The 12,649-nt window shown below is 60.1% G+C and carries 18 protein-coding genes and 1 tRNA gene; 5 read left to right on the top strand and 14 right to left on the bottom strand.

Annotated features, from left to right (window positions below):
* Positions 1-458: 458 nt before the first annotated feature.
* Both LZK81_RS20395 and LZK81_RS20390 read right to left on the bottom strand, forming a co-directional pair.
* On the bottom strand, positions 459-608 hold the full coding sequence (locus LZK81_RS20395; protein ID WP_233954456.1) for a hypothetical protein: 150 nt from the start codon (positions 606-608) through the stop codon (positions 459-461).
* Positions 605-793, bottom strand: coding sequence for a hypothetical protein (locus LZK81_RS20390; RefSeq protein ID WP_233954455.1), 189 nt, complete (start codon positions 791-793; stop codon positions 605-607). Before LZK81_RS20390 ends, LZK81_RS20395 begins: the two co-directional genes overlap by 4 nt.
* A gap of 83 nt (positions 794-876) precedes the next feature.
* Here LZK81_RS20390 and LZK81_RS20385 point away from each other — a divergent pair, with 83 nt between their 5' ends.
* Entirely contained in the window at positions 877-1,077 is a 201-nt protein-coding gene (locus LZK81_RS20385; protein WP_233956639.1) for a hypothetical protein, read from the top strand.
* 211 nt (positions 1,078-1,288) lie between these two features.
* On the top strand, positions 1,289-1,672 hold the full coding sequence (locus LZK81_RS20380) for a DCC1-like thiol-disulfide oxidoreductase family protein (protein ID WP_233954454.1): 384 nt from the start codon (positions 1,289-1,291) through the stop codon (positions 1,670-1,672).
* Between the two features lie 26 nt (positions 1,673-1,698).
* Here the strand turns inward: LZK81_RS20380 and LZK81_RS20375 are convergent, their stop codons facing one another.
* Entirely contained in the window at positions 1,699-1,935 is a 237-nt protein-coding gene (locus LZK81_RS20375; protein WP_233954453.1) for a hypothetical protein, read from the bottom strand.
* 396 nt (positions 1,936-2,331) lie between these two features.
* Here LZK81_RS20375 and LZK81_RS20370 point away from each other — a divergent pair.
* A protein-coding gene (locus LZK81_RS20370; protein WP_233954196.1) for an IS630 family transposase occupies positions 2,332-3,283 on the top strand; the annotation gives its coding sequence in 2 pieces (ribosomal slippage) (positions 2,332-2,667 and positions 2,669-3,283; 951 coding nt in all).
* A gap of 233 nt (positions 3,284-3,516) precedes the next feature.
* On the opposite strand, the gene LZK81_RS20365 is transcribed toward LZK81_RS20370, so the two are convergent.
* From LZK81_RS20365 to LZK81_RS20335, 8 genes are all read right to left on the bottom strand, one after another.
* Positions 3,517-4,095: a hypothetical protein gene (locus LZK81_RS20365; RefSeq protein ID WP_233954452.1), complete on the bottom strand. Its 579-nt coding sequence runs from the start codon at positions 4,093-4,095 to the stop codon at positions 3,517-3,519.
* Positions 4,092-4,340, bottom strand: coding sequence for a helix-turn-helix transcriptional regulator (locus LZK81_RS20360; RefSeq protein ID WP_233954451.1), 249 nt, complete (start codon positions 4,338-4,340; stop codon positions 4,092-4,094). Before LZK81_RS20360 ends, LZK81_RS20365 begins: the two co-directional genes overlap by 4 nt.
* Positions 4,337-4,585, bottom strand: a complete 249-nt coding sequence (locus LZK81_RS20355) for a hypothetical protein (protein WP_326491498.1) — start codon at positions 4,583-4,585, stop codon at positions 4,337-4,339. The genes LZK81_RS20360 and LZK81_RS20355 overlap by 4 nt, the downstream gene beginning before the upstream one ends.
* A gap of 73 nt (positions 4,586-4,658) precedes the next feature.
* Entirely contained in the window at positions 4,659-4,964 is a 306-nt protein-coding gene (locus tag LZK81_RS20350; RefSeq protein WP_233954449.1) for a hypothetical protein, read from the bottom strand.
* Positions 4,965-5,066: 102 nt separating this feature from the next.
* On the bottom strand, positions 5,067-5,261 hold the full coding sequence (locus tag LZK81_RS29440) for a helix-turn-helix domain-containing protein (RefSeq protein WP_418936458.1): 195 nt from the start codon (positions 5,259-5,261) through the stop codon (positions 5,067-5,069).
* Positions 5,262-5,336: 75 nt separating this feature from the next.
* Positions 5,337-5,579, bottom strand: coding sequence for a hypothetical protein (locus LZK81_RS20345; protein WP_233954448.1), 243 nt, complete (start codon positions 5,577-5,579; stop codon positions 5,337-5,339).
* 442 nt (positions 5,580-6,021) lie between these two features.
* Positions 6,022-6,098 (bottom strand) — tRNA-Arg (locus LZK81_RS20340).
* Between the two features lie 53 nt (positions 6,099-6,151).
* A complete protein-coding gene (locus tag LZK81_RS20335; RefSeq protein ID WP_233954447.1) occupies positions 6,152-7,315 on the bottom strand; it encodes a M20 aminoacylase family protein in 1,164 nt (387 codons plus the stop codon).
* A 158-nt stretch (positions 7,316-7,473) separates the two neighbouring features.
* On the opposite strand from LZK81_RS20335, the gene LZK81_RS20330 reads away from it, so the two are divergent.
* Both LZK81_RS20330 and LZK81_RS20325 read left to right on the top strand, forming a co-directional pair.
* Positions 7,474-8,571 carry a D-alanyl-D-alanine carboxypeptidase family protein gene (locus LZK81_RS20330; RefSeq protein ID WP_233954446.1) on the top strand — a complete coding sequence of 366 codons (1,098 nt, stop codon included), beginning with the start codon at positions 7,474-7,476 and terminating at the stop codon, positions 8,569-8,571.
* A gap of 13 nt (positions 8,572-8,584) precedes the next feature.
* Positions 8,585-9,769 carry a CobW family GTP-binding protein gene (locus tag LZK81_RS20325; protein ID WP_233954445.1) on the top strand — a complete coding sequence of 395 codons (1,185 nt, stop codon included), beginning with the start codon at positions 8,585-8,587 and terminating at the stop codon, positions 9,767-9,769.
* 166 nt (positions 9,770-9,935) lie between these two features.
* On the opposite strand, the gene LZK81_RS20320 is transcribed toward LZK81_RS20325, so the two are convergent.
* From LZK81_RS20320 to LZK81_RS20310, 3 genes are all read right to left on the bottom strand, one after another.
* A complete protein-coding gene (locus LZK81_RS20320) occupies positions 9,936-10,169 on the bottom strand; it encodes a sulfurtransferase TusA family protein (protein ID WP_046610645.1) in 234 nt (77 codons plus the stop codon).
* Complete coding sequence (locus LZK81_RS20315) at positions 10,166-11,467, bottom strand: L,D-transpeptidase family protein (protein WP_233954444.1); 1,302 nt, start codon at positions 11,465-11,467, stop codon at positions 10,166-10,168. The genes LZK81_RS20320 and LZK81_RS20315 overlap by 4 nt, the downstream gene beginning before the upstream one ends.
* Positions 11,468-11,648: 181 nt before the next feature.
* Positions 11,649-12,602 carry an acetyl-CoA carboxylase carboxyltransferase subunit alpha gene (locus tag LZK81_RS20310; RefSeq protein ID WP_046605298.1) on the bottom strand — a complete coding sequence of 318 codons (954 nt, stop codon included), beginning with the start codon at positions 12,600-12,602 and terminating at the stop codon, positions 11,649-11,651.
* Positions 12,603-12,649: the final 47 nt, after the last annotated feature.

The following is a 12,649-nucleotide window of genomic DNA, read 5'->3' as shown; positions in this document are numbered from 1 at the left end:
GTACGTTCACCGTAACGCTGACTGGCCCGGTGACGCCGATGACAGTAGGGCTCTGCGCCGGTACGCCAAGTGTGCTGATATTGACGGTTGCACCGACACCGGGAGCTATGCCGCCCGACCAGTTGCTCCCGTCAGTCCAGTCACTGCTTGTCGTTCCCCTCCAGTTAACCGTCTGAGCGGAAACCGGCGTTGCGAAGCCGCACCCCAGAAGTAGCGCTGTCGCGCAGACGCCCGAAAGTAGCGCCGGTTTCCTGGTTCCGTGAAACCCACAGCCAGCCCGCATAATGTAGCCCCCGTAAAATGCTCTTTGAGATTGATTTCGAAAAATTTGAGCAAGATTCGCAATTGGCTTGATAAGAAATGACGAATGTTAAAAAAACATGACCGGCCCCTGAAAATCGGGGGGCTAAAGGTAGGGCGTTGATGTTGAAGTTGCGGTAAGGTCTTTGCCTATCGGCCTAGATAAACCCAATCATTCGCATGCTCGACACGAGAGCGCCGAATGTCGCCAGCAGGATTAAGCACCCGGTAACGATGAACCAAAATAGGTTCTTACGCTCCTGCGCCTTATCGAAATCCTCGTGGGCGAGAGGGCGATCATCCTTCATTCGGCGCTCCTGCGCACCGGCTGGCCCCGGTAGGTCTCCGGCCGATGCTCCATGCAAAACCAATCTGTCTTCGTCTTGTCGCGCTCGAAGCCGAAGGAACCCCACTGTTTGCAACCGGGGTGCTCGCACCAGTGCTCGAAATGCACCGGCGCGACGGGATGGGCCGCAGTTCGTTCGTCGCTCATTCGTCAGGGTCGTCTGATGCCGGGACGACTGCAAATTCACCGGCGGCGTCGGGACAGGCTTCAAGCACGATGTCGCCCGATCGCTGAAGAAGCAGCTCGACAAACTCAAGACAAAGCTGCCGCCCGTGAGGGTGCCCGGAAAGAACCTGGTGTTGACCGCGCGGGCATTGACTGCCGAGATCGAGTACCGAGCCTGGACGAATGACGGGAAGTTGCGGCATCCCTCGTTCAAGGGGTTGCGCGATCCAGAGGACACCTCGGAGATTTATCGGCTACCGGACTAGCCCTGCTTCGGGATCTCGAAAACGATCGGCAAACTTGCGGTTTGCCTCCGACCTCACCATCTGCCGAGTAACCCCTTCATGATCGAGGAGATCAATCGTCTCGATCTTCCCCATGTGAAGGGCTATAGCCTCGTCTTCGCATCGACGTGCCATTCGATAGAGCATGGCATTCCCGCTGCGAACCCCGTTTCATTATGTGAAATAAATAGCGATGTCCGACAGCCCGGCGCTGACAATCATTTACGACGGCGAATGCCCGTTTTGCTCGCAATACGTCAAGCTGCTGAAGTTGCGGGACGCGGTGGGTAAGGTCGAGCTTGTCAACGCTCGCGACGAGCACCCTGCCGTCGACATTGTCCGCTCGGCAGGCGTTGTCCTTGACCACACCATGGCGATGGTGCAGGGGGGAAAGATCTACTCTGGAGCTGAGTGTGTAACGCGGCTCGCGCTTCTTTCCACAGGGAGCGATAGGTTTAACCGCTTCAACAGCTTTATATTCCGCCATCCGACCGTGTCACGTGCAGCTTACCCCTTACTGAGATCCGGCCGTGCGCTCGCGCTTCGGCTCCTGGGCCGCAGGAAGATGGGATATTGAACAGCGCCGCTTGATAAAATGAAGGCTTAGTCGAGGTTCCGCTTGATCGCCTTCAGCAGCGCGTCGAGCTCGGCGTTCGATCCATGCGCCAGCACGAGGTTATCCGCCACCTCGATGATAGCCGTCAGCACCTCGGTCTCCTCCCATCCGGCTTTCACCGCGGTCTCGATTATCCCCTGCAGCGGGATCTCAATCGCCATCTGGCAGAGGAGGTGGCGATTCTCGTCGTCGGGCGGGACGGTAGGTGATGGTATGCCGCTCATAGAGGGGAAATAGAGTCCCCCTCGCTGTCGGCAACCCGGCAGGCATCCAGTGGCCGACCACGAGCCGGGCGGCTAACGAGGCGGTAGCCAGTTGGGGCCGAGCTTGTCGGATCCAGGCGATCGCACCAGCGCGGAGTTTCCAACCGGTTTCACCACGGGTGGGCAGTCACATGTGAACCGATTTCCGTGTTCATCGATCAAATAGCCTTTACAGCCTGGACATATCACGCCGTCTTCGATCGCCTCAGACCATTCACCCATCGCTCGTCCTCACCCTGCCCGAGCAACGGGCCACGATGCACGCGGGAGTCATGCTAAAGCGTGTCGCTGTTTTTGCGATTCATGGTTCTCAAATCAGTCCATCCGTGATTCCCTTTGATGTGAAGGGAGATCGCCATGGGCAAGTCACATCCGATTGCGTTGCGTGAGCGTGTCGTAGCGTTAGTGGAAGAAGGCCATGGGCATCGGGAGGCCGCCCGGCATTTTCGGGTGTCGCCGCGTTTCGTGAACGATCTGGTGATCCTGAAGCGCGAGACAGGTTCGCTTTCGCCGCGCCGGCAGGGGCACCTTGGCGGCGGTAAGCTTTCGGCACAGCACGCGTGGGTTGGAGAGCGGCTGGCACAGAATGGCGAACTGACGCTGGACGAGCTTTGCGTGGAACTTTGCGGACGTGGCGTCATCGTCCATCGCTCCAGTGTCGGACGGCTTCTGCATCGGCTTGGGTTGAGCCATAAAAAAAAGCCTGCAGGCCGCCGAGCAGTTGCGCCCGGAGATCGCGCGGGCGCGTGAACTGTGGACCGCACGGCGCAAGCCTTTCTTCAACAAAGGATTGGCCCGGCTGGTTTTTATCGACGAGACATCGACGAACACAAAGCTGACGAAGCGGTCGGGATGGTCTGCGCGAGGGCAGCGCTATCGAACGCATTCACCCTTCGGTTCGTGGAAATCCCAAACCTTCATCGCCGGGCTGCGATCCCATGGCATGGTTGCCCCCTGGATCGTTGACAGGCCGATGAACGCCCGCATCTTCGAGGCGTGGATAGAGACCCAACTCGCGCCGAACCTGTCGCCTGGAGACGTCGTCATTCTCGACAATGTCGCCTTTCATAAGAGCGAACGGGCCGAAGAACTGGTCAGGGCAAAGGGAGCCTGGCTGCTGTTTCTGCCGCCCTATAGTCCCGACCTCAATCCCATAGAGATGGCCTTCTCAAAACTCAAGACGCTGCTGCGAAAGCGGGCTGCCCGCAGCTTCGATGCCATCACGCAAGCCCTCGGCGAAATCTGCAATCTCTTCTCCGTCACAGAATGCAGAAACTACTTCAAAGCCGCAGGATACGAGGCAGATTAAACGCGACACGCTTTAGAGGGCAAAATCGTCTGGAAGCTTTCCACCCGAGTCGTCGTCTCCCCAGTTTTCACTTCCGTACCTCAGTCCGTTCCGCGTTGCGACCGGCGCCTCTGTGAGGACTGGGAGAACAGTTATCACGAGGGTTCGCATATCAATCTGGACGGCCGATCCGGTCGCTTTCGCAGCGCGGAAGATGCGCTCAAGGTCGGCCTGGCGGAATGCGGCGCGCGTCATCAATGCCCCTCTGGGTCTCGCTTCAGCGATTTGAATGCAGCCTTGCCGGCATCAGTCAACCAAACTGCGGCAGGCGCCGGGCTACCGTTAGTGTCGGGCTTGAAATCAATAAGGCCTCGGAGCCAGAGTCGCTGCGCGGTATTGTGACCGAATTCCGTGAACAGGTCCACTTCCATCGGGTCGTCGAGACCGTGGTCGCCAAGTTCCGCCAGCGCTTTGCCTTCGCGTTTTCCTAACGGCGTCTTCACGAATAGCTTTTCCCACTCCTCATAGTTTTCGTATCGAAGCGTCCTCATGTTCGGTTTAACTGGGGCATCAGCGGATACCGCGACATTCCGAGGCTTTCGGCCGCCGCCTCGATCTTGCTGTGCCCTCTTGGCATCCCACTCAGCCCAAGCCGCTTCCCCCTCCTCCTCTCGGGTGGGCTTAGCTTTAATGGTTGAGATGATCGGAAGATCGAATGGTGACACCGTGATCGATCCATCACGCTCCAGGCGCACCGAGACGCCCTTCTCAAGCGCGACGTCGGCAGCCATCCGGACGGCCGCCTTGTTCCATCCATACCGTTCGGGCGTCATAGCTTCTCCCGCCGTGACAGTATCTCGTCGATCATGTTGCCGCCTTCAGATGGCAGATCCGAGAATGCGGCGTCGAGTGCGATGCGGTCCCAGACGACCCTGCCGTCGATCTTGCGCGGCTTCGGCATCCGCTTGTCAGCAACCATCTCGTCGAACTTTGTGGTGCCGACGCCGACGTAGCGCGCGGCTTCCTCGCGGGACATTCCGCGCGGCGGGTAGGACAGGCTGTCGGCTATCTTCCTCATTCGCTTACCTTCGAAGATTGGTCGGTAGCTCGCTTTTCCCTGATCTTCGCACGAAACGCTGCTCCCATTCCTGATGAGCTTTCAGACGCTCCAATGTTCATGGCGCGGTCCAGATCGTCCCGATACCAGAACTTCCGCCTCGTCGTGTCAACCACGCGCGGCTGTGGATATGTCGTACCGACGCGCTCGAGGAAATCCTCAACATGGCGCTCGCCGCAGTAGGCAGCGGCCATGTCTGCCATCATGCGTGGTGGCCAGGTGTCAGGCGGAAAAGTCGGAGGTCGTCGCTTGCTCATGCCGACGTCGTAGCTATCGACGTCACGCGGAAAGGGTTGGCGCGTTCAACTCACGTTGAATGCGTTCTTGAAGCGCGTCCGCGACGGCCTTTAGGAATTCCTTGCGGCGCTGGTCTAATGTCACCTCAGCATCAAGCGTCAAGGGCGCGCGGATCTTTTCCATGAACCCTGAATGATCGAAGCGATCGGAAGCCACATTCACTTCGACCTCATCCATGAAATGAGCAAGAAGAGGCGCCAGGTCGATGTCGGGATCCTTCTGAAACTGGATTGCCATCTGCTGAGCGAGCTTGCGCATCTGTATGTATGGGCCGAATTCGGCAGTCATCCAAATCTCCTGCGATATGACGTGAGGGAACTAGATAGGTACGCATTCCTCCCGCGGCGATAAAGATTTCGCGATCAATCACGAGAGCCCCTTTATCGATAGCTATAGCTTCATTCCGCCGTCAGCCTCAAACGCTTCGACGTCTTCCCCACGAATACGGAGGAGCTTGCCGCCGAGACGGAAGGCAGGCAGATGGCCGCCTTCAATTAGGTTTCGGACGTGGCGCTCGGAACAGAGCCAGCGTTCAGCTAGGGTTTTCGGCGTGTAGGCTCTGGGTAGTTCGTTGTTGTCGCTCAAGACTCAGGCCCTTGTGAAAGATCACAAAGATGGCCAGCGCCGCGTAAAAAGCCAAATGGATTTTCGGCGAGTTCATTATTCGAAGTCAGGGCAGTCGCCATGCTGGTAAAGAATCACCGGCGGCCCATATTCCCCGATCGCCGGATCAGCTTCCCGGCTCCATGCGACGACGCCGGCATATTGGTCTGCCATCAGCCGCGCCTCTCGCTTTGCCCGCTCTTCCGTGTCGATCTGGCGCGGATCGAATGCCGGCACCAAATCCCCATCGTCATTCTTCCTGAACGCTACCAGCACGATCAGCTTCGCTTTCGGGGACATGGGCTCACCTTTTCCCCTTCCGGGCTGTCGCTTTCCGCGCGCCCCGGCGCACGTTGAATGCGAGATCCAAGGCAAGCGTCATATGTTCTAGCACAAAGGCGGCGTTCTCCGGAGACGGATCTTCCCGGTAGCCCTCATGGATGTCGTCCCATCGGATGCCCTCGGCAGCATCGATCCGAGCCTGTCGCCTAGCGAGGGCACGGACGAATTCTAACAGCGCTGGGTCCGGAACCTTCTCGGTTGTCATCCCTCGTCCTCAAAGCCGCACCCGCGAGGCGTTCCTCGAAAGCGAATCGGGGGTGTCAGAGCATGTCGCATGTTGCAATCCATGTCGCACGGATTCGCCGTGAACGCAGGGGATTGGCTGTAAATCAAAGAAACCTGCCGGAAGGCAAACGCGACATGGGTTCCGCAATTTTAACAATTAAGCTATTGAATTTGTTGGTGATCCCAGATGGATTCGAACCATCGGCCTCAGGATTAGGAATCCTGCGCTCTATCCTGCTGAGCTATGGGACCACGTGAGGAATTCCATACAAAAGGCGAGGCGTTTAGCCAAGCCTTTTGTCTCGTCATTCCGTCAACCGCTGTTCGGCAAGCCGCACCCAGTAGGAAATGCCGTAGGAAATCGCCTCGTCGTCGAAATCGTAATGCGGGTTGTGGAGGGCGGCCGTATCGCCGTTGCCGATGAAGATGAAGGCGCCGGGGCGGCGTTTCAGCATGAAGGCGAAGTCTTCGCCGGCCATGGTCGGCTCGACATTGGTATCGACGTTCGAAGCGCCGACCACGTCTGCCGCTACGCCGATCGCGTGCTCGGTTTCGAGGTCATGGTTGAAGGTGACCGGGCACTGGCGGTAATAATCGATCTCGGCCTCGGCCCCATGGGCGCTGACGATGCCGTCGACGATCTGGTGGATGCGGTTTTCAGCAAGATCGCGGGTCTCCTCGCTGAGCGTCCGGACCGTGCCCCAGAGCGTCGCCTGGTCGGGGATGATGTTATACGCCGTGCCGGCGTCGAAGCGGGTCACCGAGATGACGATCGAGTGGACCGGGTCGGCATTGCGGGCGGCGATCGCCTGCAGGCTGCCGACCAGCTGCGAACCGATGAAGATCGGGTCGATGGTCTTGTGCGGCTGGGCCGCATGGCCGCCGCGGCCCTTGATGGTGATGGTGAAGCGGTCGGGCGCCGCCATGATGCCGCCCTTGCGGATGGCGAACTGGCCGAGCGGGATGCCCGGCATATTGTGCATGCCGTAGACCTCATCGATACCGAAACGCTCCATCATGCCGTCGTCGACCATGGCGAGCGCGCCGGCGCCACCCTCTTCGGCGGGCTGGAAGATCAGCGCGACGCTGCCGTTGAAATTGCGGGTTTCCGCGAGGTATTTCGCCGCACCCAGGAGCATCGACGTGTGCCCGTCATGGCCGCAGGCGTGCATCTTGCCGGGGACCTTCGAAGCCCAGGGTTTGCCGGTGATTTCGGTGAGCGGCAGCGCGTCCATATCGGCGCGGAGCCCGATCGTGCGGCCGCCCGGGCCCTTTCCGCGAATGATGCCGACGACGCCTGTGCGGCCGATGCCCGGCACGACTTCGTCGACGCCGAATTCCTTCAGCTTCTGCTCCACGAACGAGGCGGTGTTCTCGACCTCGTAAAGAATCTCAGGATTTTCATGAAGATATCGTCGCCACTCGCTGACTTCGCCCTGAAGTTCGGCGGCTCGGTTCAAAATCGGCATAATGTTCCCTGTTGCTGGCTGGTCACGCGGTTATGACAAGTCCTCCCGCCCGGAGTGTGCCTGTCATGATTGACGTAATCAATCTTCTTTGCCATTGCTTGGCCACATAGGCCGCATATGCGCCACACTCGTTAAAGCCGCAACAACGAGGGACACCCTTGCCGACTTCAAGCCTCCGATCCGTGTCCGCAACCCGGCTGATTTCTGCTGTTACGGCCATTGGGCTTTTCGTATCCGCAGGAAGCGCCGCCGCCAATCCCAAGATGGTGATCGACGCCAGGACCGGCAAGGTGATCGCCCATGAGGACGCGTTCCTGAAGTGGTATCCGGCTTCGCTGACCAAGCTGATGACCGCATACGTGACCTTCAAGGCGTTGAAGTCCGGCAGGCTTACGCTCGATACGCCTGTCGTCATGAGCAGGAAGGCGACCGATCAGCCGGCGAGCAAGATGTATTTCAAGCCGGGCTCCAAGCTCACCATGGACAGCGCCTTGAAAATCCTGCTCGTCAAGTCGGCCAACGACGTGGCGGTCGCGGTCGCCGAGACAGTCGGCGGCTCGCTCGACCAATTCGTGGCGATGATGAACAGTCAGGCCCAGTCGCTCGGCATGACCTCGACGCGCTATATCAATCCCCACGGTCTGCCCGGCAAGGGCCAGTATTCGACGGCGCGCGATCTTGCGTTGCTGACGCTGCGCCTCAAGCAGGATTTTCCGGAATACCAGAGCTATTTTTCGCTCGAGGGCATCGATACCGGCGCCAAGCAATATCCGAACTTCAATACGCTGATTGGCCGTTTCGATGGCGCCGACGGGATGAAGACCGGCTTCATCTGCGCCTCCGGCTTCAATCAGGTCGGTTCGGCGACGCGCGACGGCCGCACGGTGATCTCCGTGGTGCTGGGCTCCGACAGCCTTGCCGGCCGCGCCGACGACACGGCCAACCTTCTGCAGCAGGGACTGACCTCGCCGTGGAACCAGGGCGTGCCGCTGACATCGCTGCAGCCTTATGGAGACATGGCCGAGGTCAACGACGTCAGCGCCACGATCTGCAATCCGCAGGCGGCCAAGGTGCGCAGCGAAACCCGTGACGATGCCGGCCGCACTGTCCAGCATTCGCCCTATATCCACGAGATGGACCGCCCGCCGGTCTACAGCTTCGCCGGCCTTATTCCCGGCAGCGAGCAGATCGCCTCAACCAAGGGCAAGAACGAGATCGCCAACGTGCCGATCCCGCAGCCGCGCCCGACATTCTGAACGAGAACAGGTCATGTCTTCTCCTCGCAGCCGGATTCCGGTTTCCATCCTCACCGGCTTTCTCGGCGCAGGAAAATCGACCCTGCTGAACCGTATCCTCAAGGATCCCGGCACCAGTGATACGGCCGTGATCATCAACGAGTTCGGCGAGGTCGGGATCGACAATTTCCTGGTCGAGGCTTCCGGCGATGCGCTGGTGGAGATCGCCAATGGCTGCCTCTGCTGCACGGTGCGCGGCGAGCTGGTGGATTCGCTCGCTTCGATCATGGACGGCATCCAGACGGGCCGGCTGAGGCCGATCCGCCGCATCGTGATCGAAACCACGGGCCTTGCGGACCCGGCGCCGGTCATGCAGTCGGTGATGGGCAATCCGGTCATCGCGCAGAATTTCGAGCTCGACGGCGTCATCACCGTGGTCGATGCGGTGAACGGCGTTTCGACGCTCGACCGTCATCAGGAGGCCGTGAAGCAGGTGGCGGTGGCCGACCGGCTGATCATCTCGAAGCTTTCGATGGCGGATGCGTCCCAGCTGGCGGCGCTGAAAAGCCGGCTCGCCGCGCTCAATCCGCGGGCGCTGGTCATCGATGGAGACAGCGAGGAGGCCGGCACCGCTGCCATTCTGGTGAACGGCCTCTACGACCCCGCGACGAAGATCGCCGACGTGGACCGCTGGCTGCACGATGAGCTGGCGAATGACACCGAAGAGCATCATCATCACGATCATGGTCACGACCACCACGATGATCATCACCATGGCCATGAGCACCACGGACATGGCCATCATGGGCACCACCACCATCATCACGACGTGAACCGTCACGGCGACGACATCCGCTCCTTCTCGATCATCCACGACAAGCCGATCGATCCGATGGCGATCGAGATGTTCATCGACCTGCTGCGCTCGGCCCACGGCGAGAAGCTGCTCAGGATGAAGGCGATCGTGGCGCTCTCCGACAACCCGGATCGGCCGCTGGTGCTGCATGGGGTGCAGAGCGTCTTCCACCCGCCGCAGCGCCTGCCGAAATGGCCCGACGGCTCCGACCGGCGCACCCGCATGGTGCTGATCACTCAAGGGTTGGAGGAAGCCTTCGTCACGGATCTTTTCGCGGCGTTTACGGGCGAGCCCCGCGTCGACCGGCCGGACCGTGCGGCGCTGGAAGACAATCCCCTCGCCGTTCCCGGCCTTCGGATGTGACTCTCAAGGATTTGCCCCTAACCCTCTCCCCGTAAGGACGGGGAGAGGGGACGTGCCCCATTCGCGGTTGGTGATTGAGGCAATGTCGGTGCGGCATACGTCCTTCGCCCCGCGTGCGGGGAGAAGGTGCCGGCAGGCGGATGAGGGGCTAATCGGGGAACTCGGCTCAACCCTTGCGGATCAGAAACCGGTGTCCCGTCTCGGTCTTTTCCGAGCGGACCAGTTCGTGGCCTTCCTGATTGCAGAAATGCGGGATGTCGATGCCGGCGAGAGGATCGGTGGTTTCGATCACAAGCTCCGTGCCGCTCTCCATGCCTTTCAGCCGGCGGCGCGTCTTCAGGACGGGCAGCGGACACTTCAGGCCTCTCAGATCGTAGAGGCCTGCGGTCTCAAAGCTCATTCCTGGCTCCAGAACTTCCAGAACGGCTTCTTCTTTTCTTCGGTGATCGGCGGTGCCGCATAAGCGAGCGGGTTCTGGGCTGGGATCGGAACCGTGGTGGTCGTACCCTGGGCCGTGGCGATGGTCGGGACCGTACCAGTGCTCTGTGCGACGGGAGCGGCCGTTGCGGCGGCCGGCAGGCGGTCCTGCTTCATGCGGTCGGCGGCGGAGCCGGCCCGAAACGTGACGGGGGCTGCGGAGGCGAGCACGGTATTGGCCGGCTTGTTCTGGGAGGCCATCCGCTTTTCCATCATCTCTTGGAATTCCGACTGGCTCAGCAGCTTGCCGGCTTCGAGCGAGGTTCCCGTCGGCGCATAGGCGATATCGCGGCCCTTGCGCTTGTCGGCGACCACGGCCTTGCGTTCGGCTTCGGTCGGTTCATACCAGACCTTGCCGTCGAATTTCTCCAAGGCCTTCTCGTAGGCGACCTGATAGGTCTTTTCGTAGGAGGTCAGCGCCGAAACGAGCGCGGGAGGCGTCGACATGGGCGGGCAGGCGCTGGCGGGAGCAAACGTGCCATTGCCGGAGAGCTGCTGGTTGAAAACGTATTTCTTCTCGCAGACATTGACTTCCGGCGGACGCTTGGTGACTTCGAAATTGTCGTAGCCGACCTTGATCATCTTCCAGAAGTCGAAGTTCTGGCTGTCGCGGTGGCGCACCATGTTCTCCGCGGTCATGCGGAAGGGGAGAGCCTGGAGCTGCACGGAGGTCTGGCCGCCCTTGAAGGCGTCGCGCGCAAAAGCGTAGATTTCCAGAACCTGTTCGTCGGTCATCGAATAGCAGCCGGACGACGAGCAGGCGCCATGGATCATCAGGTTCGAACCGTTGCGGCCGTTTGCGGCGTCGTAGCGGTTCGGGAAGCCGGTATTGATGGCGAGATAATATTTGGAATTCGGGTTCAGGTGTGCCGGCGTCAGGCTGTAGAAACCTTCCGGGGCCTGGCGGTCGCCTTCCTTGACCTTCGGGCCGAGCTTTCCGGACCAGGCGCAGATGTCGTAGCTCTTGATCACCTCGAAACGGTTGTCGGCCCTGGCCTTCCAGACTTCCAGCTTGCCCTCTTCCTTGAGGATGCGGATCATGATCGGCGAAGTGCGCGGCATGTTCTTCTTCTGCATCTCGGCGAGAATGCTCGAAGGCAGGGGCTGCTCGACCTTGTTCTTGACGCTCTTCAGGTCGATGCTCGCGGAATCGAGCGTGTCGTTGCAGCCCGTCAGGGCAGTTGCCACGAGGAGAGCAAAAGCGATGTGTTTCAGGCGCATCGGTACGGACCACATAGACTTGGAACGACGAAAGAATTCGGTACAGGACTTCTATGAATAAAGCGGTAATCTTTACATATTCTTAACCGCTTGCGCCGGCCTGTCCAGCAAAACCGCCCGGCACCCAATGTTATCAGCAATATGGCCAAATTTGGCTATTGGCGTGGCGGAGGCCCGAAGATCAGAGATTGCGGCCGATATCGAGGAATTTCTGCCGGCGCGCAGCCCGCACTTCGTCGCCCGAAAGCCTGCCGAGATCTTCCAGCGCCGAAGCGATGACCTTGCCCGTCGCGGTGATGACGGCCTCGGGTTCGCGATGCGCGCCGCCGACCGGCTCCGGAATGATGTCGTCGATGATGCCAAGGCCCTTCAGGTCTTCGGCGGTGATCTTCATGTTGGTCGCAGCTTCGCGTGCGCGGGTCGAATCGCGCCAGAGGATCGATGCCGCACCTTCCGGCGAGATGACCGAATAGATCGAATGTTCGAGCATGTAGACGCGGTTGCCGGTGGCAATCGCGATCGCGCCGCCGGAGCCGCCTTCGCCGATCACGACCGAAACCATCGGCACTTTCAGGCCGAGGCACATTTCGGTCGAGCGGGCGATGGCCTCCGCCTGGCCGCGTTCCTCGGCGCCGACGCCGGGATAGGCGCCTGCGGTGTCGATGAGGGTGATCACGGGCAGGTGGAAACGATCGGCCATTTCCATGATCCGGATCGCCTTGCGATAGCCTTCCGGACGCGGGCTGCCGAAATTGTGCTTCAGGCGGGTCTTGGTGTCATGGCCCTTTTCCTGGCCGATAACGGCAACGGCCATGCCGTTGAAGCGGGCAAGGCCGGCCTGGATGGCGGCGTCCTCGCCGAAATTGCGGTCGCCGGCGAGCGGCGTGAAATCGGTGAAGAGATGGGCGGAATAATCGAGGAAATGCGGTCGCTGCGGATGGCGCGCGACCTGCGTTTTCTCCCAGGCACCAAGCTTGGAATAGATTTCCCTTGTGGCTTCCCTGACCCGGGTCTCCAGCCTGCCGATTTCCTCGGACGTATCGATGCTTTCGTCCTCGGAGGCGAGCTTTTTGAGCTCGTGAATCTTGCCTTCGAGGTCCGAGATGGGCTTTTCGAAATCGAGATAAGTCTGCATGAGAGCCGGTTTCCGGTTGTTTTATCTCAGGAACACGGAGTTCCCAT

The sequence above is a fragment of the Neorhizobium galegae genome (assembly GCF_021391675.1).
Classification (GTDB): domain Bacteria; phylum Pseudomonadota; class Alphaproteobacteria; order Rhizobiales; family Rhizobiaceae; genus Neorhizobium; species Neorhizobium galegae_B.
The sequence above is the reverse complement of the archived record's forward strand: the minus strand, read 5'-3'. Positions and strand labels throughout refer to the sequence as shown.

Bases quoted from the DNA above. Each gene is read 5' to 3' on its own strand.
- LZK81_RS20395 (WP_233954456.1), bottom strand. From the start codon at position 608: ATGAAGGATGATCGCCCTCTCGCCCACGAGGATTTCGATAAGGCGCAG.
- LZK81_RS20390 (WP_233954455.1), bottom strand. From the start codon at position 793: ATGAGCGACGAACGAACTGCGGCCCATCCCGTCGCGCCGGTGCATTTC.
- LZK81_RS20380 (WP_233954454.1), top strand. From the start codon at position 1,289: ATGTCCGACAGCCCGGCGCTGACAATCATTTACGACGGCGAATGCCCG.
- LZK81_RS20375 (WP_233954453.1), bottom strand. From the start codon at position 1,935: ATGAGCGGCATACCATCACCTACCGTCCCGCCCGACGACGAGAATCGC.
- LZK81_RS20365 (WP_233954452.1), bottom strand. From the start codon at position 4,095: ATGACGCCCGAACGGTATGGATGGAACAAGGCGGCCGTCCGGATGGCT.
- LZK81_RS20360 (WP_233954451.1), bottom strand. From the start codon at position 4,340: ATGAGGAAGATAGCCGACAGCCTGTCCTACCCGCCGCGCGGAATGTCC.
- LZK81_RS20355 (WP_326491498.1), bottom strand. From the start codon at position 4,585: ATGATGGCAGACATGGCCGCTGCCTACTGCGGCGAGCGCCATGTTGAG.
- LZK81_RS20350 (WP_233954449.1), bottom strand. From the start codon at position 4,964: ATGACTGCCGAATTCGGCCCATACATACAGATGCGCAAGCTCGCTCAG.
- LZK81_RS20345 (WP_233954448.1), bottom strand. From the start codon at position 5,579: ATGTCCCCGAAAGCGAAGCTGATCGTGCTGGTAGCGTTCAGGAAGAAT.
- LZK81_RS20335 (WP_233954447.1), bottom strand. From the start codon at position 7,315: ATGCCGATTTTGAACCGAGCCGCCGAACTTCAGGGCGAAGTCAGCGAG.
- LZK81_RS20325 (WP_233954445.1), top strand. From the start codon at position 8,585: ATGTCTTCTCCTCGCAGCCGGATTCCGGTTTCCATCCTCACCGGCTTT.
- LZK81_RS20320 (WP_046610645.1), bottom strand. From the start codon at position 10,169: ATGAGCTTTGAGACCGCAGGCCTCTACGATCTGAGAGGCCTGAAGTGT.
- LZK81_RS20315 (WP_233954444.1), bottom strand. From the start codon at position 11,467: ATGCGCCTGAAACACATCGCTTTTGCTCTCCTCGTGGCAACTGCCCTG.
- LZK81_RS20310 (WP_046605298.1), bottom strand. From the start codon at position 12,602: ATGCAGACTTATCTCGATTTCGAAAAGCCCATCTCGGACCTCGAAGGC.